General features: G+C 66.2%; 13 protein-coding genes. 8 read left to right on the forward strand and 5 right to left on the reverse strand.

Annotated features, from left to right (window positions below; translation table 11 throughout):
* Positions 1-8: 8 nt before the first annotated feature.
* Both C563_RS0115840 and C563_RS0115845 read left to right on the forward strand, forming a co-directional pair.
* On the forward strand, positions 9-953 hold the full coding sequence (locus tag C563_RS0115840; RefSeq protein WP_018763052.1) for a sigma-70 family RNA polymerase sigma factor: 945 nt from the start codon (positions 9-11) through the stop codon (positions 951-953).
* A 108-nt stretch (positions 954-1,061) separates the two neighbouring features.
* Positions 1,062-1,967, forward strand: coding sequence for a spermidine synthase (locus C563_RS0115845; RefSeq protein WP_018763053.1), 906 nt, complete (start codon positions 1,062-1,064; stop codon positions 1,965-1,967).
* Position 1,968: 1 nt separating this feature from the next.
* Here C563_RS0115845 and C563_RS0115850 read toward each other — a convergent pair whose 3' ends face one another.
* The gene (locus C563_RS0115850) at positions 1,969-2,865 is read right to left on the reverse strand and encodes a LysR family transcriptional regulator (protein ID WP_018763054.1); all 897 of its coding nucleotides are present in this window, start codon (positions 2,863-2,865) and stop codon (positions 1,969-1,971) included.
* 127 nt (positions 2,866-2,992) lie between these two features.
* Between C563_RS0115850 and C563_RS0115855 the strand changes: the two genes are divergently transcribed.
* Together C563_RS0115855 and C563_RS0115860 are read left to right on the forward strand one after the other, a co-directional pair.
* The gene (locus C563_RS0115855; RefSeq protein ID WP_018763055.1) at positions 2,993-4,372 is read left to right on the forward strand and encodes an MFS transporter; all 1,380 of its coding nucleotides are present in this window, start codon (positions 2,993-2,995) and stop codon (positions 4,370-4,372) included.
* Positions 4,373-4,418: 46 nt separating this feature from the next.
* Positions 4,419-5,168 carry a 3-hydroxybutyrate dehydrogenase gene (locus C563_RS0115860; protein ID WP_018763056.1) on the forward strand — a complete coding sequence of 250 codons (750 nt, stop codon included), beginning with the start codon at positions 4,419-4,421 and terminating at the stop codon, positions 5,166-5,168.
* A 9-nt stretch (positions 5,169-5,177) separates the two neighbouring features.
* Here C563_RS0115860 and C563_RS0115865 read toward each other — a convergent pair whose 3' ends face one another.
* Positions 5,178-5,441: a hypothetical protein gene (locus C563_RS0115865; protein ID WP_018763057.1), complete on the reverse strand. Its 264-nt coding sequence runs from the start codon at positions 5,439-5,441 to the stop codon at positions 5,178-5,180.
* Between the two features lie 214 nt (positions 5,442-5,655).
* Positions 5,656-6,033, reverse strand: a complete 378-nt coding sequence (locus tag C563_RS0115870; RefSeq protein WP_018763058.1) for a winged helix-turn-helix transcriptional regulator — start codon at positions 6,031-6,033, stop codon at positions 5,656-5,658.
* A 120-nt stretch (positions 6,034-6,153) separates the two neighbouring features.
* Between C563_RS0115870 and C563_RS0115875 the strand changes: the two genes are divergently transcribed.
* Entirely contained in the window at positions 6,154-7,017 is an 864-nt protein-coding gene (locus tag C563_RS0115875) for an SDR family oxidoreductase (protein ID WP_018763059.1), read from the forward strand.
* 81 nt (positions 7,018-7,098) lie between these two features.
* Here C563_RS0115875 and C563_RS0115880 read toward each other — a convergent pair whose 3' ends face one another.
* The gene (locus tag C563_RS0115880) at positions 7,099-8,589 is read right to left on the reverse strand and encodes an amino acid permease (protein WP_018763060.1); all 1,491 of its coding nucleotides are present in this window, start codon (positions 8,587-8,589) and stop codon (positions 7,099-7,101) included.
* A 171-nt stretch (positions 8,590-8,760) separates the two neighbouring features.
* Between C563_RS0115880 and C563_RS0115885 the strand changes: the two genes are divergently transcribed.
* Positions 8,761-10,242, forward strand: coding sequence for an HNH endonuclease signature motif containing protein (locus tag C563_RS0115885; protein ID WP_018763061.1), 1,482 nt, complete (start codon positions 8,761-8,763; stop codon positions 10,240-10,242).
* Between the two features lie 141 nt (positions 10,243-10,383).
* Here the strand turns inward: C563_RS0115885 and C563_RS0115890 are convergent, their stop codons facing one another.
* Positions 10,384-10,974 (reverse strand): DinB family protein, encoded by a 591-nt coding sequence (locus tag C563_RS0115890; RefSeq protein ID WP_018763062.1) that lies wholly within the window; start codon positions 10,972-10,974, stop codon positions 10,384-10,386.
* Positions 10,975-11,147: 173 nt separating this feature from the next.
* Between C563_RS0115890 and C563_RS0115895 the strand changes: the two genes are divergently transcribed.
* Together C563_RS0115895 and hutU are read left to right on the forward strand one after the other, a co-directional pair.
* Positions 11,148-12,017: an IclR family transcriptional regulator gene (locus C563_RS0115895; RefSeq protein ID WP_026264951.1), complete on the forward strand. Its 870-nt coding sequence runs from the start codon at positions 11,148-11,150 to the stop codon at positions 12,015-12,017.
* Between the two features lie 240 nt (positions 12,018-12,257).
* Positions 12,258-13,976 (forward strand): urocanate hydratase, encoded by a 1,719-nt coding sequence (gene hutU, locus C563_RS0115900; RefSeq protein WP_018763064.1) that lies wholly within the window; start codon positions 12,258-12,260, stop codon positions 13,974-13,976.
* Positions 13,977-13,979 lie beyond the last annotated feature (3 nt).

The following is a 13,979-nucleotide window of genomic DNA, read 5'->3' on the forward strand; positions in this document are numbered from 1 at the left end:
CAGCACCCATGCCCGAATCCTTTGCCGCCTTGGCCGCAAACACCGTCCCGGTCCATCAACAGGCCGAAACATCTGATCCGCCATCTCCGCGGGCCGCCTCGGAGCGTTCGCAGGGGGCATTCGAAAATGACATGGTTTTGAGGTACCTGGATCTTGCCGAGGCCTTGGCCGCACGGTTTGAAGCACGCGGCAGGGAACGGGCGGACCTGAACCAGGTCGCCTACCTGGGACTGGTGAAAGCCGCCCGCGGGTTCAACGAGGCCAAGGGTGACAGTTTCCCGGCCTATGCCGCGCCTACCATCACCGGTGAGCTCAAGAGGTATCTCCGCGACCGGACATGGGTGGTCCGCCCGCCACGCCAGGTCCAGGACTTGAGGACCCGCCTGTTCAGGGCGGAACCCGAACTCACCCAGTCCTTGGGCCGGATCCCCAGTGTGGCCGAATTGGCCGGAGAGCTGGGTGCGGATCCCGTGGACGTGTTGGAAGCCATGTCGGCGTCCAGCAGCATGCACCCCGATTCCCTCGACGCGGTGAGTCCGCACTCGGATGCCCCGTCCATTGGTGAGATGCTGGCCAGTCCTGAAACGCCGCTGGAGAGGCTTGAGGAGCTCGCCGGCCTGCGCGCCGCCATGAAGGACCTGGCTGACGTGGATCGGGAACTGCTGTACCGCCGCTATTTCTGCGAGGAAACGCAGGTGCAGTTGGGCAAGCGGCTGGGTATGTCCCAAATGCAGGTTTCCCGACGCCTGGCGAAGGTGCTGATGGAATTGCAGCGCCGGCTGGAAGAAGGCGCCGGCGTGGACGGTCCGGTCGGGGACCGCAAGGCGAGGACGGAACGGGAAGCGCGGACGGCCCAGCCGGCCAACCAGGTGGTGCCGTTCCGGCGGCCCAGGAAGACCGGCCGTCCAGGCGTCGCGGGCCGGGGCCGCCTCGACTGCACAGGCACCAGTTGAACGGATCCGGCGTGGCCACGGGACAGCGTTCACGCCATGAGGCCCGCTGACCGGGGGGTTCGATGGCTTCAACTAGGGTTGAACCATGAGTGAAGGCGGGCCCCAATAATGGCCAAACGCGGAAAGTCGGGAGGCCGGGGCCGGTCCGCAGGCGTGGTGGAGGTGCCCAAGGGCACGGCGCCGGACGGTCCGGTGGAGGGTGTCTACTACATTGACACCGGCGACTGCGAGCTGGTGGCGGACCAGGACAACTCCACGGGCTGGCTCCTGAAGATCAACGGCGTCATGAGCTCGCATATCGACCTCGCCGACCCCTTGTTCCTGGACTTTGAGTACATGCGGTGGATGGCGGCGCTCATTGAGTCCCGCTGGCCGCCGTCGGACGCATCGTCGGCTAAGCTCCGCGGCCTGCACCTGGGCGGCGGTGCGTGCTCCATGGCACGCTACTTCGCCGCCGCCTACCCCGATGCCCGGCAAGTGGTGGTGGAACTGGACGGCAAGCTCGCTGAATACGTGCGCGGCTGGTTCGACCTCCCGAAGGCGCCGCTGCTCCGCATCCGCGTGGGGGAGGCCCGGGCGGTGACCGAAACCCTCACGGAGCACACCAGGGACTTCATTATCCGCGATGTCTTTGCCGGGGCCTTCACCCCGCGGCCGCTTACCACCGCCGAATTCACCACCCACGCCAAGCGGGTCCTGGCGCCGGGCGGCTTGTTCGTGGCCAACTCGGGGGACGCCCCGGACCTCAAGAACGCGCGTGAGGACGCCGCCACCATCGCCGCTGCCTTCAAGCACACGGTGATCATCGCCGACCCCGCCATGCTGAAGGGCAGGCGCTACGGCAACATGGTGATGGCCGGCAGCGACGTCCCGTTCGGCGACGATCCCCAACTTCGGCGCCGGCTCCTTGGCGGCGCCGTCCCCGCCCATCTATGGGACGATGCCCAGGTCCGGGCCTTCGCGGCCGGTGCGCTGGTCCGGCATGACGAGCCGGTTGAGCCAATCATCCGGTAATTTACCCCCGGCCCAGGAGCGCGCCGCGGTGCTCGGCCATCCGTTCCCGCAGGGCCTGCACGACGGCGGCCACCGCGGGGCGGCGGAGCGAGTCCGGGCGCAGCACCATCCAGTAGGGGAGCAGCTCACCGATTTCGCCGGGCAGCAACCGGACCAGGTCGTCATGGAGATCGCCCATGAAGCATGGCAGGAAGCCGACCCCGGCACCTGCCCGGGTGGCCTCCACATGGACGAACACGTTGGTTGACGTCAGGCCCTCGCGCATGGCCGGCACCAGCCGCCGCGGCGCATCGAGATCGTCCACCTGGAGCATCGAATCCACGAAGTAGACCAAGGGATGCTCATTGAGTTCGGCCACGGTGGCCGGAGTTCCGTGCTCGGCGAGGTAGGTGCGGGAGGCGTACATTCCCAGCCGGTATTCGCCCAGCCGGATGGCCTCCGCACGGTGCACCTGCGGCTCGCCCACCACCACCTCGATGTCCAGCCCGGAGCGCTGCTGCAGTGCCCGCCGGGTCATGGTCACCACCTCAACACTCAGGCCGGGATGGTGCCGGCGCAGTCGCGCCACGGCGGGGGCTGCGATGTAGGCGCTGAAGCCGTCGGTCGCCGTCATGCGTACGACGCCGTTAATCGGGTCGGGTGCCTGGCCGGCCGGTCCCAGCGTGCCCAGCACCGCTTCGACCTGTTCGGCCACCTGCACGGCACGCTCGCCCAGCTCCGTGAGTTCCCAGCCGCCGGCGGCCCGGGACAGTACCCGGCCACCAAGCGCCTTCTCGAGCGCGGCGATCCTGCGCGAGACGGTGGTGTGGTTCAAGCCCAGGGCTTGGGCCGCCGTCGTGAATTTTGCCGAGCGGGACACCGCCAGGAGGACCAGCAGGTCGTCAGGATTGGCGTTCATATCTGCAATTGTGCACATGCCAGGTGCCTCTTTGGGCATTGAACTGCAAAGTTTGTGCAGCAATACTCATCTGAGTCACTTGTGCTGGAGATCACAGCACGTGTCAATGTGGACACTGAGGAGAACCATGAGCGTTGAGCACAGCCAGGCAAACGAAGCCAGGTATGCACCCAAAGGAACCGGACTGAAGAAGATCGTTACCGCCTCCATGGTGGGCACGGTGGTGGAATGGTACGAGTTCTTCTTGTACGCCACCGCCGCCACCCTGGTCTTTGGCAAGTACTTCTTTCCGTCCACCGGCAATGACCTGGACGGAATCATCCAAGCCTTCCTGACCTACGCGGTGGGCTTCATTGCCCGGCCGCTGGGTGGCATCGTCTTCGGCCAGATCGGCGACAAGCTCGGCCGCAAGCCCACGCTGCAGTTGACCATCGTCATCATCGGCGTGTCCACCTTCCTGATGGGCTGCCTCCCCGGCTTCGCCGACATCGGATATTTGGCTCCAGCCCTGCTGGTGGCGCTGCGGTTCATCCAGGGCTTCGCGCTCGGCGGTGAATGGGGCGGTGCCGTCCTGCTGGTGGCTGAACACAGCCCGAACAAGACCCGCGCCTTCTGGTCCAGCTGGCCCCAGGCGGCCGTCCCCGTGGGCAACCTGCTGGCCACCCTGGTCCTCTACATCATGTCCACCACCCTCAGCAGCGAGGCATTCCTCGGCTGGGGCTGGCGCGTGGCCTTCTGGCTCTCCGCGGTGATCGTGTTCGTGGGCTACTACATCCGCACCAACGTCAGCGAATCACCCATCTTCCTCGAAGCCAAGGAACTGGTGGAGAAGGAACAGGCCGTCAGCTACGGCGTGTTCGAGGTTGTCCGCAAGTACCCCAAGGGCATCTTCCAGGCCATGGGCCTGCGGTTCGCCGAAAACATCATGTACTACCTGGTGGTCAGCTTCGCGATCGTCTACCTCAAGAGCGTGCACAAGTACGACACCTCTTCGCTGCTGCTGGCACTGCTGATCGCACACGTCATCCACTTCGCGATCATCCCGCAGTACGGCCGCCTGGCGGACCGGATCGGACGCAAACCCGTGTACCTGGCCGGCGCCATCCTCGGTGCCACCTGGCCGTTCTTCGCTTTCCCCATGTTCGATACCCGCAACGCCGTGGTCATCGTCCTCGCCGTCACCATCGGCCTGTGCCTGCACGGCCTGATGTACGCCGGACAGCCTGCCATCATGGCCGAAATGTTCCCCACCCGCATGCGGTACTCCGGTGCATCCCTCGGCTCGCAGGTAACGTCGATCTTCGCCGGCTCGCTGGCGCCGCTCCTGGCCACCCAGTGGCTGAAGGACACCGGCTCGTGGGTGCCGACGGCCATCTACCTGCTCGTCGCCTGTGCCATTACCGCGGTGGCCGTGCTGAGCCTGAAGGAAACCAAGGGCATCGCCCTGGAGGACGTGGACAAGGAAGACGCCGCCCGCGAAGGACTGCTCCCAGCCGGCCAACGCTAGGCTGCCGGAGCCGTTGGACCGTTTGGGCGCATGAAGGAGAAATGCAATGGATAACACGTTGAATGGACGCAAGGCACTGGTCACCGGCGGTGCCAGCGGAATCGGTGCCGCCTGCGTGCGCGCACTCGCGGCCCAGGGCGCGAAAGTGGTGGTGGCCGACGTCGACTCCGCCGCGGCTGCCAGGCTCGCCGACGAGGTGGGCGGCACCGCCTGGGCCGTGGACCTCCTGGACGTGGACGCCCTGGCCACCCTCAGCCTGGATGTGGACATCCTGGTGAACAACGCGGGAATCCAGCGCATCAGCCCCATTGAGGACTTTGATCCGGCGGACTTCCGCAGGATCATCAGCCTGATGCTGGAGGCGCCGTTCCTGCTGGTCCGGGCCGCCCTGCCGCACATGTACGCCAACCAGTTTGGCCGCATCATCAACGTGTCGTCGGTGCACGGTATCCGTGCTTCCCCGTTCAAGAGCGCGTACGTATCCGCCAAGCACGGCCTTGAGGGTTTGAGCAAGGTGACGGCGCTGGAGGGCGGGGAGCACGGTGTTACCTCCAACTGCGTGAACCCGGGCTACGTCCGCACGCCCCTGGTGGAGAAGCAGATCGCGGACCAGGCCCAGGTGCACGGGATCGACGAGTCTGAGGTCCTGGCCAAGGTGATGCTCACCGAATCGGCCATCAAACGCTTGGTGGAACCGGAGGAAGTGGCGTCCCTGGTTGCGTGGCTGGCCTCCGACAGCGCCGCTATGGTCACGGGGGCCAGCTACACCATGGACGGCGGCTGGTCTGCCCGGTAGGTTACCCCGCTAGTCCATCGGTTTGACCACGCGGTGATCGTAGAAGAAGACGCCATGGGTGGTCTTCAGCCCTACTGACCGGCGATCATGCCATACGACGACCCCTTCGCGCCTGCCGCTGAAGGGGTCGTCGCCAATCACGGTGTCGCCCACCCGGTAGGGGCATCGTGGGCTGACGGCCCCCTTGGCCCGGCGCCATACTGTCACCAGGGCATCGCGCAGGCTGACGGGCCGGCCCATGCCGGAAAGGTCCTGTGCGTAGCCCTTGGCCATGTGAGCCTCCCCTTCAGGCGGCAGCCGGCCGCCTGCTAACGGTGTTGGTCGGCGGAACGCTCCCAGCGGAGGATGGTCCTCCCATTCCGGCCGGCACCGTACGCCTACGCTATGCGCTATTCACATCAGCAACACCAGTAACAAGTACTTGTTTTGTCCAGTGGAACTACTTGCCTGTTGGGCGCGGTACATCCCCCAGCGGTCCGGCGGAGCATCAGCGGCTGCTGTTAATGATGTCCTCCGCGTTCTCGAAGGCCCACGCCACCAGGGGCACCAGCAGCCCGCTCAGCTCGTAGCCACGCTCGGTGAGGCTGTAGTCCACCCGGGGTGGAATGACCGGTTGGGCATTCCTGCTGACAAGGCCGTCCCGCTCGAGGGTCTTCAGGGTCTGGGCCAGCATCTTCTCGCTGATGCCCTCGGCCCGGCGCCGCAAATCACTCCATCGCTGCTCGCCTTCGGACAGGGCGATCAGGATCAGCACTCCCCACTTGCTGGTGATGTGGTCCAGCAGGGTCCTGCTGGGGCATCCGGCGGGGAACACGCCGTCGGCGAAGGCGAGGGGCAGTGGTACGGCCTGCGGAACAGCTTCCATGTCACTAGCTTACCTAAAGGTCAGTACCTTACTTCAAAGTGCGTACTCTCTTTGAGGAAGTATTCTCCATGGCTCGCGGTTGTGCCCTTCGACAGATCAAATTCCTCGAAAGGATCCATCGTGAGCATTGTTGTTACAGGCGCCACCGGACAGCTGGGCCAGCACGTCATCGAAGCCCTTCTTGAACGTGGGGTGCCCGCAGCCGGAATTGTGGCCGCCGGACGTTCCGTGGAAAAGCTGGCCGGCTTCGCCGCGCGCGGAGTCAACGTCAAGGCCATGGACTACGCCGACGCAGGCTCAGTTGCCGCCGCGCTCAAGGGGGCAACCCGGGTGCTGCTCATCTCCGGCAGCGAAGTGGGCCGTCGCGTCGAACAGCACCGCACCGTCATCGAAGCAGCCCGGGCCGAAGGCGTGGAACTGCTGGCCTACACCAGCATCGCCAACGCGGACACCACCGGCATGCTGCTGGCTGGGGAGCACAAGGCCACGGAGGCCCTGCTGCGGGAGTCAGGTGTTCCCTTCGCCTTGCTCCGCAATGGCTGGTACCTGGAAAACTACACCGAGCAGTTGCCCGGTACCCTCGCCCAGGGTGCGGTCGCAGGCAGCGCCGGGGACGGCAAAGTCAGTGGCGCTGCACGGGTGGACTACGCCCACGCCGCCGCCGCGGTCCTGGTGGCCGAGGACCAGGCCGGTAAGGTGTACGAGCTGGGCGGCGATGAAGCCTTCAGCATGGCGGACCTCGCTGCTGAGATCAGCGCCGCCACTGGCAAGGCCATCACCTACAACGACCTCCCCGCCAAGGACTACGCCGGCCTGCTCACCTCCGTGGGGGTGCCGGAGGCATTCGCCGAGGTCCTGGCGGACTCGGATCTCGGCATCGCCCGCGGTGACCTCCTGGTCAGCACCGGAGACCTCCGGCGCCTCATTGGACGCCCGACGACGTCCCTCGCCCAGGCCGTCCGGTCCGCCGCGGCTGCGGCGTAAGGCAGCGGAAGACAGTACGGCGCCGGACGACGACAGGTGCCCGGCCCCGGCGGGGCCGGGCATCTTTCGCCGATGACGGGCCTACCCGCTGTGGCGGGCGGTCCCGACCACGGGCAGCGGCGAGGTTTCGTCCTCAAGGTGGGCTCGGCGTCGTCCGTCACCTCTCACCCACAGCCGGTATGCCAGGACCAGCAGGCCCAGCCAGGCGGCGCCCACGTAGAGGGCCACCCGGGTGTCCTCGAAAGCGCCCAGGATGGCGATCACCAGCGCCATGAAGGCAATGGTGAGGACTGACGCGGCCGGCCACCACGGTGAGGGAAATTCCGACGCCGGCAGGCCCTTCCGGGCGATTTCCCGCTTCATTGCCACGTGGGAGGCCAGGATCATCACCCACACCCACACCGTGGCGAAGGTGGCGATCGAGGCGATGACCAGGAACACGTCCTCCGGGATGACCGCGTTGAGGACCACGCCCACCAGCAGGATCCCGGCCATCATGACCACCGTCATCCAAGGGACGCCGTGGCGGGAGACTTTGCCGAACGCCGCCGGTGCGTGGCCCTGGTTGGAGAGTCCGAAGAGGATGCGCCCGGCGCCGAAGATATCGCTGTTGATCGCGGAGAGCGCGGCGGTGATCACGACGGCGTTGAGGATGTGGGGCGCCGCGGGAATGCCCAGGCCGCTGAAGATCTGGACGAAGGGGCTGCCGTCACTGCCCACCTGGTCCCACGGGAAAAGGCTCATCAGGACGCCCAGCGTCAGGACGTAGAAGAGCAGTACGCGGACCGGGACGGTGTTGACGGCCTTGGGGATGACCTTCTTGGGGTCGGCCGCTTCACCGGCGGTGATGCCAAGGGTCTCGATCCCGCCGAAGGCGAACATCACCACGGCAAAGGATGCCAGCAGGCCTTCGAAGCCGTTCGGGAACAGTCCGCCGTGGTCAACGAGGTTGCCAAGGCCCGGTGCCACGGTTGAACCGGCGGCCTGGAACCCGAACGTGATGATCGCGGCACCGCCTGCAATCATGGAGATGATGGCGGCGACCTTGATCAGCGAGAACCAGAATTCGAGTTCGCCGAAGACCTTGACGCTGAGCAGGTTCAACGCCGCCAGGAAGCAGATGACGGCAAGGACCCAGATCCAGCGGTCCACCTGCGGGAACCAGAACCCCATGTAGATACTGAAGGCAGTGACGTCGGCGATGGCCACGATGGCCATCTCGAACACGTACGTCCAGCCGGTCACGAAGCCGGCCAGTGGGCCAAGGTACCGTCCGGCGTACTGGCTGAAGGAACCGGACACAGGGTGCCTCACCGCCATCTCACCGAGGGCGCGCATCATCATGAACACCGCGGCGCCGCCGATGATGTAGGCGAGCAGGACGGCTGGTCCGGCTTTCTGGATGGCGGAAGCGGAGCCGTAGAAGAGGCCCGTGCCGATCGCCGATCCCAGGGCCATGAAGCGGATGTGCCGCACGTTCAAGCCGCGGTTGAGGACGTGTCCGACGACCGCAGCCGGCTTGTGCGTTTCCGCCGCGGTTTCGGTCCGGGTTGGGGTTGAAGCTGGTTGCATGCAAATACCTTCTCGTCATTGGGAGGGGAGCCGCTAACCAGCAGACCATTTTCGCAGGCATCGTGATGAGGCTCACGGCTGGTTGCTGTCTTCGGTTCCAGACTGTCCGGGAGGTGATCAGTCGAAACCTGGCCGGGTTTGAATGTCGTACCCCCTTGCCATAGTTGGGTCATGGGGAAAGCGGCGGCGGTGAGGGCATTCGAGGAGATCAGGGCTGCCCTTGCCGCGCTGGACACCGACGTGGACAGAGCTGGACGCGGATCGGTTGCCGCCACGAAGGAGTGTGCTGACCCGTTGGCCACCCTTGTTGATGGGTGCCTCGACATCCTGGCGGGCGTCAGGGCCGTGGAGGCCATGATCGCAGGGCTGAAAGCGAAGGCCGCGGTCGCCTATGCGGAAAGTGCTTCTGCTGTTGCGGGGCCCGACGTGCCGGTGCAGGCCCATGAGATGGCGGTCGCGGCGGAAGTTGGCTGCGTCCTGGCGGTTGGACCGAGGGCGGCATCGACATTCCTGGCTACCTCGCACGCCGTTGTTACCTCGTTGCCGCGGACCCTTGCGGGGCTGCAGGCAGGGACCCTGTCCTGGGGCCACGCGGTGGTGATGGCGGATGAGACGGCGAGCCTGGATGTGAACGGGGCTGCGGCGTTGGAGGCGCATTTCCTGGACCCGGATGCCCCCGATCCGGCGCGGGGCTGTCCCCCCGGGGAGATGCCGGCGCACCGGTTCAGGGTGAAGGCCCGCACGTGGCGGGAGCGTCACCATGCCGGGAGTATCGAAGCCCGTCACTCCAAGGGAGTGGCAGAACGGCGGGTGGAGTACAGGCCGGACCGGGACGGCATGGCCTGGCTGTCCGCATACCTGCCCGCCGGCCAAGCCTCGGCAGTCTGGGACCGGCTCACCTCCGAGGCTCGCAGCATGCAGGGTACTGAGGAAGGTCGCACGCTATCCCAGTTGCGGGCTGACAACTACGCCTCGTCGCTGCTGGCTACCTTCCCCGCAGGCAGCGGGGGATGCCAGGCCGCTGAGCGCCCTTTCTCCGGGATCCGCGCTCAGGTGCTGGTCACTGTCCCGGTGTTCTCGCTGATGGGCTTCACCGATGAACCGGCGGTCCTGGACGGGTACGGTCCCATTCCACCGTCGATGTCACGGGCCCTGGTGGCCGAGGGGGCGGGGTCGTTCTACCGGGTGCTGGTGGATCCGAGGGACGGTGCACCGCTGGAAATCGGGCGGACCAGCTATCGGCTGACCAAGGCCATGCGGGCTTGGCTGCGGATGCGGGACGGAAAATGCCCGTTTCCCGGGTGCAGCAACCATTCCCTCGACAACGACGCCGACCATCTCCTCAGCTGGGCCAAGGGCGGTGCCACCGGGATCAGCAACCTCGGTCAGCCCTGCCCCAAACACCACAGGCTCCGGCATACCACGGCCTGGAAACCCACGACTGCCGGCAAAAACAAACCACCCGGCTGGATTTCACCCTCCGGTCGCCGCTACAGCAGCGAGCACCAGGACTGGGAACCACCCCACTGGTCAACCCATTGTCCGCCCTCACAGGGAACGTCGTTGGCGCGGGCGGGAACCATCGATATAGTGCGCCACCACGGATCTCCCTGGGAAAACGCGTTGTCCCGCTACCTCGAGGCTCCACCCTGACCAGGCTGGAACCGGCCCCGTGCCTTGCCTCCTCCGAGATCAGTGCGCTCCTCCGTGACCGCAGATTCGGGACCCGTTGCGGTCAGACCCTGCACTTTTCGGGCGCTTCCTCTTCAATACCCTGTGCTCTTCACGCTGGCATCAATTCCGCCAGGTACCGGCTGCGTCCCGCGCTGCACCTTCGATTTCGGCGCGGTGCGCCGCCCACTCTTCGGGTGTCCTGGACGTCAGGTTCGGGTCCCCTGGACGCTGGCCGACGGTCGCGTCAATCAGTTCACGGAGTATGTCCGCGTGGCCCAGATGGTGGGCACGTTCAGCAACCATATGGACGAGAATCTGCTGCAGGGTAACCTGGCGGCGCTCCTCCGGCCACCACGGCACGGAGCCTGGAGCGTCGAGCGGCAGAGCCTCGATGGTCGCGTCGCTGTGCGTTCCTGCGAAGCGGTGGAGTTCGACGATGTCTTCGAATGACTCGCCAGCCGTTACCCACATGTCTGCGTCCGGGCGGCCGCCGTCCTCGAGCCACGGCAGGTGGCGCCCACTGGGCCGGCCGAAGACCACGCCGAAGTAGTCCAACTCCACGCTGGCAACGTGTTTGACCAGTCCCAACAGGTTGGTGCCCGTTGGCGTGAGGGGCCGGCGCATGTCGTAATCGCCCAGTCCGTCCAGCTTGCCCAACAGGTTGTCCCGCCGGATCCGGAGGTACGTGTGCAGGGTTTCTTTCCCGTCCATGGTCCGGACTCTACCGAAACGTGGATGATTCGGCACCGTAAGCTGCGCTGGGCAGGCCAGCGTCTGGTATACCGGACACATTGAATTGCGGCGGTGCCGTAAGCGGAAAGGGCAGCCGTCACACTGAAGTACGGGATACCGGACAGAGCTAGCCAGAAAGACCATTTGAGCCCATGAGCACTGCACTAAGCGCCGCATCACGGGGCGCCGAAAGACCGGGCGCCGAAACACGAGCCGAAGCCCACGCGCCCCGCGCTGCGGTCAAAGCATCCTCAAAAGTCCCTGCTGCGGAAAATACCCTCCGCATCCTCAAGTTGCTGGCCTCCCGGCGCGGGCCAATGGCGGCCTCCCAGATCGCGTCCAGCCTGAACCTTCCCCGGTCGAGTGTTTACCACTTGCTGGGCGTCATGGAGGCGAACGGCTTCGTCCTCCATTTGCATGAGGAGCAACGCTACGGGCTGGGCATCAGCGCCTTCGAACTCAGTTCCGCCTATTCACGGCAGGAACCTTTGTCGCGGCTGGGCCGCCCCCTCCTCGCGAGCCTCGTGGATGCCATCGGTGAGAGCGCCCACCTGGCAGTGCTGCACGGCCGCGATGTCCTGTACATCGTGGAGGAACGGGCCAAGAACCGTCCGTCGCTGGTGACCGACGTCGGCGTCCGCCTTCCCAGCCACCTCACCGCCAGCGGACGCGCCATCCTTGCCGCGCTGCCCAAATCGCAAGTACGCGCGCTCTACCCGAACGCCGCCGCCTTCACCGCCCGGCATGAGGTGGTGGGGGCCATCATGAAATACTCCGCGTTGTCCTCGCACCTGGACCACGTTCGCCAGCGGGGGTACGCCACCGAACACGGAGAGGTTACGCCGGGTTTCGGCTCCATTGCCGCTGCCGTGACAGACCACTTGGGATGGCCAACTGCGGCCGTGGCAGTGACCTTCCTCGAGGACAAGCTGCCTGCGCAGGAGTGGCCGGTACTGGCCGCCCGCGTCCGGAAGGTGGCTGACGAACTGTCGGTCCGGCTCCACGGCCGGCCCGGCAAGTAGTCCGCCCTGCTGCCGCCCGGCAGGCCGGCCAGGCAGCCGCCGCCCGGCAATCCCCAGGCGTTCCCGGGGCCCCGGAGCGCCCCTGTTTGTTCCGCTCCGCAAACCCTTGCAACTGGATGCCGCGCATGTCTGGAATACCGGACAGCACCCCAACGAAACCCCTGTGAAGCCCGTCCACCAAGGGCTTTAGTTGATACAGAACTTCTTTCCTCCAACAGACACCACCCGAAGGAGCCCATCATGGCACCCGCCGATTTCACCACCGGTGCCCGCCCGGTCAAAGCAGCCCGCGGCACCGAGCTCACCGCAAAGTCATGGCAGACCGAAGCGCCGCTGCGCATGCTCATGAACAACCTGGACCCCGAGGTCGCCGAGCGCCCGGACGACCTGGTGGTCTACGGCGGCACCGGCCGCGCCGTCCGCTCCTGGGCCGCGTTCGACGCCATCACCCGCACGCTGGAAACCATGGAAAAGGATGAGACCCTCCTGGTCCAGTCCGGCAAGCCGGTCGGCGTCTTCCGCACCCACGAATGGGCCCCGCGAGTGCTGCTGGCCAACTCCAACCTCGTCGGCGACTGGGCCAACTGGCCCGAGTTCCGCCGGCTCGAGGCCGAGGGCCTGATGATGTACGGCCAGATGACCGCCGGGTCCTGGATCTACATCGGCACCCAAGGCATCCTGCAGGGCACGTTCGAAACGTTCGCCGCGATTGCCCGCAAGCTCACCGGGGACGAAAACGGAACTCTCGCCGGCACGCTGACCCTCACCGGCGGCTGCGGCGGCATGGGTGGCGCCCAGCCGCTCGCCGTCACCCTGAACGACGGCGCCTGCCTGATTGTCGACGTCGACGAAACCCGCCTGCGCCGGCGGGCCGGCAAGCGCTACCTCGACGAGGTCGAAACCGACCTCGATACCGCCATCGCCAAGGTCCTCAAGGCCAAGGAGGAACGCCGCGGCTGGTCCGTGGGCCATGTTGGCAACGCCGCCGAGGTTTTCCCCGAGATCCTGCGCCGCCACAAGGCCGGCGAGCTCACCGTCGATATCGTCACCGACCAGACCTCCGCGCACGATCCCCTGAGCTACCTGCCCGAAGGAATCACGGTCGAGGAATGGCACCGCGAGGCAGCCGCGGACCCGGAAGGCTTCACCAAGAAGGCCCAGGCCTCCATGGCCCGCCACGTCCAGGCCATGGTCGAATTCCAGGACGCCGGCGCCGAGGTCTTTGACTACGGCAACTCCATCCGTGACGAGGCCCGCAAGGGCGGCTACGCGCGGGCCTTCGAGTTCCCCGGCTTCGTTCCGGCCTATATCCGGCCCCTGTTCTGCGAGGGCCTGGGCCCGTTCCGCTGGGTGGCCCTCTCGGGCGACCCTGAGGACATCCGCGTTACGGATGAGGCCATCAAGGAACTCTTCCCCGAGAACAAGCACCTGCACCGCTGGATCGACGCCGCCCAGGAGCGGGTGGAATTCGAGGGCCTCCCCGCCCGCATCTGCTGGCTCGGCTACGGCGAACGCGCCAAGGCCGGCCTGCTGTTCAACCAGCTGGTCAAGGAGGGCAAGGTCAAGGCGCCCATCGTGATCGGCCGCGACCACCTGGATTCCGGCTCCGTTGCCTCCCCGTACCGCGAGACCGAGGCCATGGCTGACGGCTCGGACGCGATCGCGGACTGGCCGCTGTTGAACGCCCTGCTCAACACTGCCTCCGGAGCCACCTGGGTGTCACTGCACCACGGCGGCGGAGTGGGCATCGGCCGCTCCATCCACGCCGGGCAGGTGTCCGTTGCCGACGGCACCGACCTCGCAGCCGAAAAGCTTGAGCGCCTCCTCACCAACGATCCCGGCATGGGCGTGATCCGCCACGCCGACGCCGGCTACGAACGAGCCCTTGACGTCGCCAAGGAACGCGGCGTCCGAATCCCCATGCAAGAGTCCGCCGACTCCGCAGCAGCAACGAACTAGGAC

Origin of the sequence: Arthrobacter sp. 135MFCol5.1 (genome assembly GCF_000374865.1) — a bacterium.
Taxonomy (GTDB): Bacteria; Actinomycetota; Actinomycetes; order Actinomycetales; family Micrococcaceae; genus Arthrobacter.

What these genes read in the sequence shown, in the direction of transcription:
- C563_RS0115840 (WP_018763052.1), top strand. Translation starts at nt 9, where the DNA reads ATGCCCGAATCCTTTGCCGCCTTGGCCGCAAACACCGTCCCGGTCCAT.
- C563_RS0115845 (WP_018763053.1), top strand. Translation starts at nt 1,062, where the DNA reads ATGGCCAAACGCGGAAAGTCGGGAGGCCGGGGCCGGTCCGCAGGCGTG.
- C563_RS0115850 (WP_018763054.1), bottom strand. Translation starts at nt 2,865, where the DNA reads ATGAACGCCAATCCTGACGACCTGCTGGTCCTCCTGGCGGTGTCCCGC.
- C563_RS0115855 (WP_018763055.1), top strand. Translation starts at nt 2,993, where the DNA reads ATGAGCGTTGAGCACAGCCAGGCAAACGAAGCCAGGTATGCACCCAAA.
- C563_RS0115860 (WP_018763056.1), top strand. Translation starts at nt 4,419, where the DNA reads ATGGATAACACGTTGAATGGACGCAAGGCACTGGTCACCGGCGGTGCC.
- C563_RS0115865 (WP_018763057.1), bottom strand. Translation starts at nt 5,441, where the DNA reads ATGGCCAAGGGCTACGCACAGGACCTTTCCGGCATGGGCCGGCCCGTC.
- C563_RS0115870 (WP_018763058.1), bottom strand. Translation starts at nt 6,033, where the DNA reads ATGGAAGCTGTTCCGCAGGCCGTACCACTGCCCCTCGCCTTCGCCGAC.
- C563_RS0115880 (WP_018763060.1), bottom strand. Translation starts at nt 8,589, where the DNA reads ATGCAACCAGCTTCAACCCCAACCCGGACCGAAACCGCGGCGGAAACG.
- C563_RS0115885 (WP_018763061.1), top strand. Translation starts at nt 8,761, where the DNA reads ATGGGGAAAGCGGCGGCGGTGAGGGCATTCGAGGAGATCAGGGCTGCC.
- C563_RS0115890 (WP_018763062.1), bottom strand. Translation starts at nt 10,974, where the DNA reads ATGGACGGGAAAGAAACCCTGCACACGTACCTCCGGATCCGGCGGGAC.
- C563_RS0115895 (WP_026264951.1), top strand. Translation starts at nt 11,148, where the DNA reads ATGAGCACTGCACTAAGCGCCGCATCACGGGGCGCCGAAAGACCGGGC.
- hutU (WP_018763064.1), top strand. Translation starts at nt 12,258, where the DNA reads ATGGCACCCGCCGATTTCACCACCGGTGCCCGCCCGGTCAAAGCAGCC.